The sequence below is a fragment of the Thermocatellispora tengchongensis genome, assembly GCF_014202315.1.
GTDB classification, from domain to species: Bacteria; Actinomycetota; Actinomycetes; order Streptosporangiales; family Streptosporangiaceae; genus Thermocatellispora; species Thermocatellispora tengchongensis.
In genome coordinates, this window is record NZ_JACHGN010000019.1 from 214,945 (window position 1) to 224,812 (window position 9,868).

General features: G+C 67.7%; 10 protein-coding genes. 7 read left to right on the forward strand and 3 right to left on the reverse strand.

The window, feature by feature from the left end:
* The first annotated feature begins 6 nt into the window (after positions 1 to 6).
* The 4 genes from nuoL to HNP84_RS36855 are packed head-to-tail and all read left to right on the forward strand — an operon-like array spanning position 7 to position 5,967.
* Positions 7 to 1,851: an NADH-quinone oxidoreductase subunit L gene (gene nuoL, locus HNP84_RS36840; RefSeq protein ID WP_185054665.1), complete on the forward strand. Its 1,845-nt coding sequence runs from the start codon at positions 7 to 9 to the stop codon at positions 1,849 to 1,851.
* Entirely contained in the window at positions 1,851 to 3,410 is a 1,560-nt protein-coding gene (locus HNP84_RS36845) for an NADH-quinone oxidoreductase subunit M (RefSeq protein ID WP_185054642.1), read from the forward strand. Before nuoL ends, HNP84_RS36845 begins: the two co-directional genes overlap by 1 nt.
* On the forward strand, positions 3,407 to 4,960 hold the full coding sequence (gene nuoN / locus HNP84_RS36850) for an NADH-quinone oxidoreductase subunit NuoN (protein ID WP_185054643.1): 1,554 nt from the start codon (positions 3,407 to 3,409) through the stop codon (positions 4,958 to 4,960). Before HNP84_RS36845 ends, nuoN begins: the two co-directional genes overlap by 4 nt.
* Before the next feature lie 11 nt (positions 4,961 to 4,971).
* Complete coding sequence (locus HNP84_RS36855; protein WP_185054644.1) at positions 4,972 to 5,967, forward strand: polyprenyl synthetase family protein; 996 nt, start codon at positions 4,972 to 4,974, stop codon at positions 5,965 to 5,967.
* Here HNP84_RS36855 and rarD read toward each other — a convergent pair.
* Entirely contained in the window at positions 5,943 to 6,878 is a 936-nt protein-coding gene (rarD, locus tag HNP84_RS36860) for an EamA family transporter RarD (RefSeq protein WP_185054645.1), read from the reverse strand. The two genes, HNP84_RS36855 and rarD, sit on opposite strands and share 25 nt — an antisense overlap.
* A 139-nt stretch (positions 6,879 to 7,017) precedes the next feature.
* Between rarD and msrA the strand changes: the two genes are divergently transcribed.
* Positions 7,018 to 7,680, forward strand: coding sequence for a peptide-methionine (S)-S-oxide reductase MsrA (gene msrA, locus HNP84_RS36865; protein WP_185054646.1), 663 nt, complete (start codon positions 7,018 to 7,020; stop codon positions 7,678 to 7,680).
* A gap of 123 nt (positions 7,681 to 7,803) precedes the next feature.
* On the opposite strand, the gene HNP84_RS36870 is transcribed toward msrA, so the two are convergent.
* Together HNP84_RS36870 and HNP84_RS36875 are read right to left on the reverse strand one after the other, a co-directional pair.
* Positions 7,804 to 7,941 (reverse strand): hypothetical protein, encoded by a 138-nt coding sequence (locus HNP84_RS36870; RefSeq protein WP_185054647.1) that lies wholly within the window; start codon positions 7,939 to 7,941, stop codon positions 7,804 to 7,806.
* 152 nt (positions 7,942 to 8,093) lie between these two features.
* Positions 8,094 to 8,837: an HNH endonuclease gene (locus tag HNP84_RS36875; protein WP_185054648.1), complete on the reverse strand. Its 744-nt coding sequence runs from the start codon at positions 8,835 to 8,837 to the stop codon at positions 8,094 to 8,096.
* A gap of 240 nt (positions 8,838 to 9,077) precedes the next feature.
* On the opposite strand from HNP84_RS36875, the gene HNP84_RS36880 reads away from it, so the two are divergent.
* Positions 9,078 to 9,452: a hypothetical protein gene (locus HNP84_RS36880; RefSeq protein WP_246519154.1), complete on the forward strand. Its 375-nt coding sequence runs from the start codon at positions 9,078 to 9,080 to the stop codon at positions 9,450 to 9,452.
* Entirely contained in the window at positions 9,449 to 9,823 is a 375-nt protein-coding gene (locus tag HNP84_RS36885) for a hypothetical protein (protein ID WP_185054650.1), read from the forward strand. The genes HNP84_RS36880 and HNP84_RS36885 overlap by 4 nt, the downstream gene beginning before the upstream one ends.
* Positions 9,824 to 9,868 lie beyond the last annotated feature (45 nt).

A 9,868-nucleotide genomic window follows, 5' to 3' on the forward strand; every position in this document is an offset into this window, starting at 1 on the left:
TGGCTCATGATCGCGCTCCCGCTGCTGGGCGCCGCGATCTTGCTGCTGGGCGGACGCCGTACCGACCGCTGGGGCCACCTCCTCGGCGTCGTGATGTCGCTCGCGTCCTTCGCCGTCGCGGTGCTCGCGTTCGTGGAACTGCTCGGCATGTCCGGGGACCAGCGCCGGCGGGAGATCGAGCTGTTCCAGTTCATCCCCGGCATGGTGGACATGGGCCTGCTGATCGACCCGCTGTCGATCGCGTTCGCCCTGCTGATCACCGGGGTGGGCTCGCTCATCCACATCTACTCGATCGGCTACATGTCCCACGACCCGGGACGGCGCAGGTTCTTCTCCTACCTGAACCTGTTCGTGGCGGCCATGCTGCTGCTGGTCCTCGCCGACAACTACGTCGGCCTGTACATCGGCTGGGAGGGCGTGGGCCTCGCGTCGTACCTGCTGATCGGGTTCTGGCAGCACAAGCCGTCGGCGGCGACCGCGGCGCAGAAGGCGTTCATCGTCAACCGGGTCGGTGACTTCGGCCTGGCCATCGGCGTCTTCCTGATCTGGACCACGTTCGGCTCGGTCGCGTACGGCCCGGTGTTCCAGGTCGCGGGCCAGGCCGAGCAGGGCGTGCTCACCGCGATCGGCCTGCTGCTGCTCCTCGGCGCGTGCGGCAAGTCGGCCCAGCTCCCGCTGCAGTCCTGGCTCCTGGACGCCATGGAGGGCCCGACCCCGGTCTCGGCCCTGATCCACGCGGCCACCATGGTGACCGCCGGCGTCTACCTGGTCGTGCGGTCGGGCGCGGCGTTCTTCCCGGTGGGCTCCACCGCGGCGCTGGTGGTGACCGTCGTCGGCGTGGCCACACTGCTCGCCGGCGCCATCATCGGTACCGCCAAGGACGACATCAAGAAGGGCCTGGCCGGGTCCACGATGTCGCAGATCGGCTACATGATGCTGGGCGCGGGCCTCGGCCCGGTCGGCTACGTGTTCGCGATCGGCCACCTGATCACGCACGGGTTCTTCAAGGCCAACCTGTTCCTCGGCGCCGGATCGATCATGCACGCCATGAACGACGAGGTGGACATGCGCAAGTACGGCGGGCTGCGCAAGCTCCTGCCGGTCACCTTCGTCACGTTCTTCATCGGCTACCTGGCGATCATCGGCTTCCCGCTGCTGTCCGGCTACTTCACCAAGGACGGCATCATCGAGACCGCCATGCACCACAGCCCGGTCCTGGGCTGGCTCGCGGTGCTCGGCGCGGGCATCACCGGCTTCTACATGTCGCGGATGGTCTTCATGACCTTCTTCGGGCAGAAGCGCTGGGCCGAGGACGCCCACCCGCACGAGTCGCCCGCGGTGATGACCGTGCCGCTGATCATTTTGTCGATCGGCTCGATCTTCCTCGGCGGGTACCTGGTGCTGGGCAACACCCTGGCCAACTGGCTCGCTCCCGCCGTCGGCGGCCCGGAGGAGCCGATCGAGTTCCACTTCGTGACCACGCCCGGCATCGCCACGCTCGTGCTGGTCGCGATCGGCGCCGCGTTCGCGTGGATGAAGTACGGCCGGGCCGAGGTGCCGGTCGTCGCCCCGCGCGGCTCGTTCGTTACCACCTTCGCCCGCCGCGACCTGTACGGCGACGCGATCAACGAGTCGCTGCTCATGCGCCCCGGCCAGTGGCTGACCAGGCTCGCGGTGTTCTTCGACAACCGCGGCGTGGACGGCGTCGTCAACGGGATCGCCGCCGGCATCGGCGGCACGTCCGGGCGGCTGAGGCGGATCCAGACCGGCTTCGCCAGAAGCTACGCGTTGTCCATCCTCTTCGGCGCTGCCGTGGTGGCCGGCGCTCTGCTCCTCGTAGGGAACATCTGATGCCCTGGCTCTCGACACTGATCGCCGTGCCCGTCGTGGGCGCGGTGGCCGTGGCCCTGCTCCCCAAGGGGGCCGACAAGCTCGCCAAGCAGGTCGCCCTCGTGGTGTCGCTCGTGGTGCTGGCCCTGACGCTGGCGGTCACGATCCAGTTCTCGCCGCGCGGCGAGCGGTTCCAGTACGTCGAGACCTACGACTGGATTCCCAGCTTCGGCGTGCACTGGGGGCTGGCCGTGGACGGCATCGCGCTGGTGCTGATCGCGCTGTCGGCGGTGCTGGTGCCGGTGGTGATCCTCGCCTCCTGGCACGACGCCGACGGCACCGGTGCGGACAACCCGCCCAAGCGCTCGGTGAAGACGTACTTCTCGCTGCTGCTCGTCCTCGAAGCCATGATGATCGGCGTCTTCGCGGCGACCGACATCTTCCTGTTCTACGTGTTCTTCGAGGCCATGCTGATCCCGATGTACTTCATGATCGGGTCGTACGGCGGGGTGCAGCGCTCGTACGCGGCGGTCAAGTTCCTGCTGTACTCGCTGTTCGGCGGCCTGCTGATGCTGGTGGCCGTGATCGCGCTGTACGGGATCGCCGGCCGGAACACCTTCATGTTCCCCGAGCTGGTCGGGGTCATCACCGACCCGACCACGCAGAAGTGGCTGTTCCTCGGCTTCTTCATCGCCTTCGCGATCAAGGCGCCGCTGTGGCCGTTCCACACCTGGCTGCCCGACGCCGCCGCCCAGGCCCCGGCCGGCGCGGCCGTGCTGCTGGTCGGCGTGCTGGACAAGGTCGGCACGTACGGCATGCTCCGCTTCTGCCTGGAGCTGTTCCCCGACGCCGCCAAGTTCTTCACCCCGCTGGTGCTGGTGCTCGCGGTGGTCGGCATCGTGTACGGCGCGATCGTGGCCATCGGCCAGACCGACATGAAGCGCCTGATCGCCTACACCTCGATCTCGCACTTCGGCTTCATCGCCATGGGCGTGTTCGCGATGACCGCCGACTCCGCGGCCGGGGCGACGCTGTACATGGTCAACCACGGCTTCTCCACCGGCGTGCTGTTCCTGGTGGCCGGGTTCCTGATCTACCGCAGGGGCTCGGCGTACATCGCCGACTACGGCGGCGTGCAGAAGGTGGCGCCGCTGCTGGCGGGCGCGTTCCTGATCGCGGGCCTGTCCGGCCTGTCGCTGCCCGGCCTGTCGTCGTTCGTCAGCGAGTTCATGGTGCTGATCGGCACCTTCTCCAGCGAGGCGGTCGCGGGCATCAACTACGCCGTGTTCGCGATCATCGCCACGACCGGCGTGATCCTGGCGGCCATCTACATCCTGTGGATGTACAAGCGGGTGGCGGGCGGTCCCACGGCCGAGTCCGTCGCCGGCATGAAGGACCTCAACGGCAGGGAGAAGTGGGTGGTCGCCCCGCTGATCGCGCTGATCATCGGGCTCGGCTTCTACCCCAAGCCGCTGCTTGACGTGATCAACCCCGCGGTGGACACGACCCTGGCGAACGTCTCGGTCACCGAGCACCAGGCCCCCGTGCCCGTCGCCGAGCAGAAGGGGGCCGGCGAGTGAACGGCGCCATCGAAGCACCCACGATCGAATACGGGCAGCTCATGCCGATGCTGCTCGTCTTCGGCGCCGCGGTCGTGGGGGTGCTGATCGAGGCGCTGGCGCCGCGCTACCTGCGCAAGGCGATCCACGTCCCGGTGACACTGCTGTCGCTGGCCGGCGCCTTCGCGCTGATCATCTTGCAGGCCGTGCGCGACGGCGTGCCCGAGCAGGCGTCCGCCATGGGCGCCATCGCGGTGGACGGGCCGGCGCTGTTCATCTGGGGCGTGATCCTGGTCCTGGCGTTCATCAGCATGCTGCTGATCAACGATGACGACCAGTTCGTGGCGCAGGCGGCGGCCGTACCGGGATCGCCCGAGGAGGAGGACGCCGTCGCCCAGGGCGGCGCGCACACCGAGGTCTACCCGCTCGCGCTGTTCGCCATCGGCGGCATGCTGCTGTTCAGCTCGGCCAACGACCTGCTGATCATGTTCGTGGCCCTTGAGGTCATGTCGCTGCCGCTGTACCTGCTGTGCGGCCTGGCCCGCCGCCGTCGCCTGCTGTCGCAGGAGGCGTCGGTGAAGTACTTCCTGCTCGGCGCGTTCTCCTCCGGCTTCTTCCTGTACGGCATGGCCCTGGTGTACGGCTTCGCCGGCACGGTGGACCTCGGCGGGATCAGCTCCGCGCTGGCCTCGGTCGGCGGCCAGGACTCGCTGCTGTACATCGGCGTCGCGCTGCTCGGCGTCGGCCTGTTCTTCAAGATCGGCGCCGCGCCGTTCCAGGCGTGGAAGCCGGACGTCTACCAGGGCGCCCCTACGCCCATCACCGCCCTGATGGCCTCCGGCACCCTGGTCGCGGCGTTCGGCGCGGTCCTGCGGGTGTTCTGGGTCGCGCTGGGCAACCTCGACTGGGACTGGCGCCCCGTGATGTGGGCGGTCGCGATCCTGACCATGGTCGTGGGCGCGATCCTGGCCATCACCCAGACCGACATCAAGCGGATGCTGGCCTACTCCTCGATCGCGCACGCGGGCTTCCTGCTCATCGGCGTGATCGCCACCGGCGACGCCGAGCAGAACTCCGGCTCGCTGTCGGGCATCCTGTTCTACCTGCTCACCTACGGCATCACCACGGTCGGCGCGTTCGCCGTGGTCACCATGGTCCGCGACGCGGGCGGCGAGGCGGGGCACCTGTCCCGCTGGGCCGGCCTCGGCAAGCGGTCCCCGCTCCTGGCCGGGATCTTCGCCTTCTTCCTGCTCGCGTTCGCCGGCATCCCGCTGACCTCCGGCTTCTTCGGCAAGTACGCCGTCTTCGCGCCGGCGGTCTCGGGCGGGGCGCTGGGCCTGGTGGTGGTCGGCGTGATCAGCTCCGCGGTCGCCGCGTTCTTCTACGTCCGCGTGATCGTGCTGATGTTCTTCAGCGAGCCCGCCGCCGACGGCCCGACCGTCGCCCTGCCCAGTGTGGGGACCGCGGCGGTGGTCACGATCGCGGCAGCGGCTACCGTAGTGCTCGGAGTGTTCCCGCAGCCCGTGCTGGACCTGGCCGACCAGGCCGCCTCCGCGTTGTTCATCCGTTAAGGGGTTCTCGTATGGCCGCGCCGCCCGTTGTCGACCTGCCCTTCGTGGACGAGCGGCTCACGGCAGAAGTGACCGCCGGGCTCGCCTCGGTGGAGAAGCTGCTGAGGTCCTCGGTGGAGAGCGAGGACGCCTTCCTCACGGAGGCGTCCCGCCACCTCATCGAGGCGGGCGGCAAGCGGTTCCGGGCCATGCTGGTGCTGCTGGCGGCCCAGTTCGGGACGTACGACGCGCCGGGGGTCGTCCCCGGCGCTGTCGTGATCGAGCTGACCCACCTCGCCACCCTCTACCACGACGACGTCATGGACGAGGCCCGCGTACGCCGTGGCTCGCCGTCCGCGAACGCCCGCTGGGACAACACCGTCGCCATCCTCACCGGCGACTACCTGTTCGCCCAGGCGTCGGAGATCCTCGCCGACCTGGGCGCCGACCTGATCCGCATCCAGGCGCGCACGTTCTCCCGCCTGGTCCGCGGCCAGATCCGCGAGACGCGCGGCCCCCGTCCCGGTGAGGACCCGATCGAGCACTACATCGGCGTGCTCGCCGACAAGACCGGCTCCCTGATCGCCACCAGCGGCCGCTTCGGCGCCATGCTGGCCGGCGCCCCGGCCGACGTCGTGGACCGCGTGACCAGCGCCTGCGAGGCCATCGGCGTGGCCTGGCAGCTCGGTGACGACCTGCTGGACGTCGCCTCGCCCAGCGGCGAGAGCGGCAAGACCCAGGGCACCGACCTGCGCGAGGGCATCCGTACGCTCCCGGTCCTGTACGCCCTGGCCGCCCCGCGCGAGGAGCACCCGCGCCTGCACGAGCTCCTGTCGGCCCCCGTGCCGGAGGAGGACATCCCCGAGGCCCTGGACCTGCTGCGCGCGCACCCCGCCATGGACCAGGCCCGCGCCGAACTGACCCGCTGGACCGACCGCGCCAGGGCCGACCTGTCCGCCCTGCCCGACATCCCGGCGAGGTCGGCGTTCCTGGCCCTGTGCGACTACGTGGTGGCCCGCACCGCCTGAGCCAGCGGCTCCCGCTCCCGCTCCCGCTCCTGGCGCGCCCGCCGCGCCGTCCGCAGGCTGTCCCAGGTGAAGACCGCCAGCGCGACCCACACGATCGCGAACCCGGCCCACCGGCTGGCCGGCATCGTCTCGCGCACCACCAGGACACCGCACAGGAACTGCAGCACCGGCGCGATGTACTGCAGCAGCCCGACGACCGTCAGCGGGACCCGTACGGCCGCCGCGGAGAAGCACAGCAGCGGCACCGCCGTCACGACGCCCGACAGCACCAGCAGCCCGGCGTGCACGGCGCCCGCCTCCCCGAAGGTCCCGCTGCCCGCGCTCTCCAGGAAGACGAGATACCCCGCGGCGGGCAGCAACAGCACCAGCGACTCCACGGCCAGCCCCTCGGCCGCGCCCACGTTGGCGGTCTTCTTCACCAGCCCGTACGTCCCGAAGCTGAAGGCCAGCACCAGCGCGATCCACGGCGGCCGCCCGTAGTCCACGGTCAGCACCACCACCGCGACCGTACCGAGCCCGACGGCCACCCACTGCCACCGCCGCAGCCGCTCCCGCAGCAGCACGACCCCGAACAGCACGCTCACCAGCGGGTTGATGAAGTAGCCGAGCGCGCTTTCGACCACATGCCCGGTGTTGACGGCATAGATGTAGACGCCCCAGTTCACCGAGATGATCAGCGCCGCGAGCGCCAGCAGCCCCAGAATCCTGGGCTGCCGGGCCAGCGTGCCCATCCACCCCCAGTGCCGCCGGACGGCCAGGATGCCCAGCACCGCGGCCAGCGCCCACACCATCCGGTGCGCCAGGATCTCCACCGGCGCCGAGGGTTCGAGAAGCGGCCAGTAGAGAGGGAAAAGACCCCACATGGTGTAGGCGGCCACGCCATAGAGGAGTCCGCGTCGTTCGTCAGGCATGTACCATATCTTTGCTCCTGAAAGCCTTCAGCACAAATAAGTACTGCTTGCGTAACTCTTAAGTGGAGCTAACGCAGGGAACAACACGGCCGCCGAACCAGTTGACGTAGACGTTCCCGTTCCCTCACGGAGGTGCGCGATGGGCTGGCTGTTCGGCCGAGACAAGACGAGCATGGTCGCGGCGGAGGACGCGCTTCCGGGCCGCGAAACCGAGATCCCGGTCCCCGAGCGCCACGCGGTGCTCGACGCGCCCCTGAAGCCCCCGTTCCCCGAGGGCACCGAGATCGCCGACTTCGGCCTAGGCTGCTTCTGGGGCGCCGAGCGCAAGTTCTGGCAGACCCCCGGCGTCATCACCACCGCGGTCGGCTACCAGGGCGGCTACACCCCCAACCCGACGTACGAAGAGGTGTGCAGCGGTCTGACCGGCCACACCGAAGCCGTCCGAGTCGTCTACGACCCCACCAAAATCACCTACGAGGAACTGCTCAAGGTCTTCTGGGAGGCCCACGACCCCACCCAGGGCATGCGCCAGGGCAACGACGTAGGCACCCAGTACCGCTCCGCCATCTACTACCACAACGAGGCCCAGCACAAGAGCGCCGAGGCCAGCCGCGACGCGTACCAGCAGGTCCTCACCAAGGCCGGCTACGGCCCCATCACCACCGAGATAGCCAAGGCGAAGCCCTTCTACTACGCCGAGGACTATCACCAGCAGTACCTTCACAAAGTCCCCAACGGCTACTGCGGGCTGGGCGGCACCGGTGTGACCTGCCCCGTCGGCCTGACCGCTGGCGAGGCGTAACGTAGGCGGAGCCTCCGGAAGGACGTGACATCAACGCTGGGAAAGGGTCAGGCCATGCGCCTCACGAAGGGTAAGGCGCATGGTCGGCTACATGCCACGCAGTTGCGAGGTCCCGCTACCGCATCACCGGATGCGTTCGCCCTGGAGGACTCTCGCCGCGCTGATCGCGATGAGCGCGACAATGACGATGCTGAGGATCTCCCGGATCTGCCCGGGGTCGTACCCCGCCTGAATGCCGAGCACCAGCACAAGCACGATCACGATCAGTGGTTGAGTACCTCTGGGTTGGGGTGAAGGGTCCGGTTGTGGATGAGACATCATGGGTAGGTCACCTGTTCTCGTGAGAGCGGTTGGTGGCAAACCGTCGGCCCCCGCCGATCACTTGGCAGGTGGGGTGGGGGGCGACGGGGTTTTCAGTAGGACGGGAACTCGCTTTCCGTCCGCTCGACCACTGCTCGGCCGAGTCGATGTGTGATGATCCGTCGCTGGTCGCGAGAGAGACGGCGATACAGGGCCCACGCCTTCTCCACCGGAGTGGATGGTTTGTGATCCATGGCCATCCATGCAAGAAGGCGGGTACGGTCATGCGTCGAAAGCGTCTCGATCTGTGCCCAGACGTCGTCTGTGCTGAAGGATCCCCTGGAATTGTCAAGCAACTTGTGACAGTTGGCGCACAGCGTGATGAGGTTGTCTGGTGTGTTACTTCCTCCAGCGGCCAGCGGAGTTATGTGTGCGAGTTCTAGGACGATCTTCACAGGGGCTTCGAGTGGCCCTTCGACCACGGCCAGGCCGCAGTTGACGCAAGCGAAACCGTCTCGGGCAAGCACTTCGTCGCGAATGTGATGTGTAAGGGGCTGTCTCGTCAGAGACCGAGTCGCTCCTGGCTCCCAGACGGGATCGCCGGCTCTCGTCAAGAGCATCTCTGTGGGGCCTAGGGATGGGCGGGTTCGATCGGTATCGATCACCCACCCGTAGTCGCGAAGATCTCGCAAGCGACGATCGAGTTGAGCGGCGCCGGGGATCGCCTTGTGCAACTGTTGCTTGGTGAAGGTGTTGCCTTCGCCGACTACGTTCGCCAGCCAGAGCGCAACCCGCTTCATGGTGCCCAGGTTCTCGTTGCGCCAGTCCGGGCGATCGGACGAGGTGTCAGGGATCAAGGGACTCTCCCGATTGGTGACAGGATCCCTGGGCCGGATCCCTTGATCCAAGAGTACATCAACTGGTTGCCGCGGCATGCCGCGGCAGCAACGATCATGTGGGTGCCCCCGGCATCAGATTGTCTTCTGACATACACTGAGGTAGTGAATGCAAGTCATGCCGACGCTGTCACGTTCTCTGATCTGTCTAGGAACCCCCGGGCCGTGGCAGAGCGTGCCGTGCGTCTAGGGCGTGTGCGTGTGACACATCGCGACGCGGCCGATTTCTACCTGACTGCGGCAGATCGTGAGGAGGAGCGCGATCGGACACTGGCGACGGCGTCCCGGCTGTTCCTTGCCCTGATCAAGAGTGATCCCACTGCGCGCGCGCTGGTCCTGGCCATGCCGGATGTCTTTCCCTGGGTGCGTCACCTTGCCCCCGATGAGCTTCGCGCCTTCACTTTGGAGCTGGTTGAGGCGCTTTCCGATGCGGCCGAGTTGGATGTGGATGCCACCACCCAAGAGGTCATTGCGGGCTGGCGGGCCACTGCCAGAATCAAGGCGGATCCTGCGTGCTACGCAGAGGCTCGTAGGGCTACGAGCGGCGATTTCGGACCGGTGCAGGTCTCCGCATGAGCCCGAAGCGCGGTGACCGCGTTACGGTGCCGCCTCCGGATGACGAGTGGGATGTTCGGTTCGGCACCAGCGAGGCGGTCCGGGGCTGGGAGGAACTGTGCCGTCACGCCTTGGCCAATACGCGTCGGTGCTTCGAGATGCTGCGGGTTGATCCTCGCACGGGCGCCGGTCACGATCGGCAACATCGCTTACGTGGCGACCTAGCGACTCATCGTCATAACGGCAAGGATCTAGAGCAGTGGGAGTTCGAGGTCACCAGCGGCGGGCGCGTGCGATATGCCATCGACGACACCACTCGTACCGTCTGGGTGATCTACGCATCGAGCAATTGTCAAATCCTGTGGATCATGGGTGGCTCAGGTCGAACGTAGCCATTCGTTGAGGATCGCGAAGTCTGCGTTGGTGAGTCCTCGGGA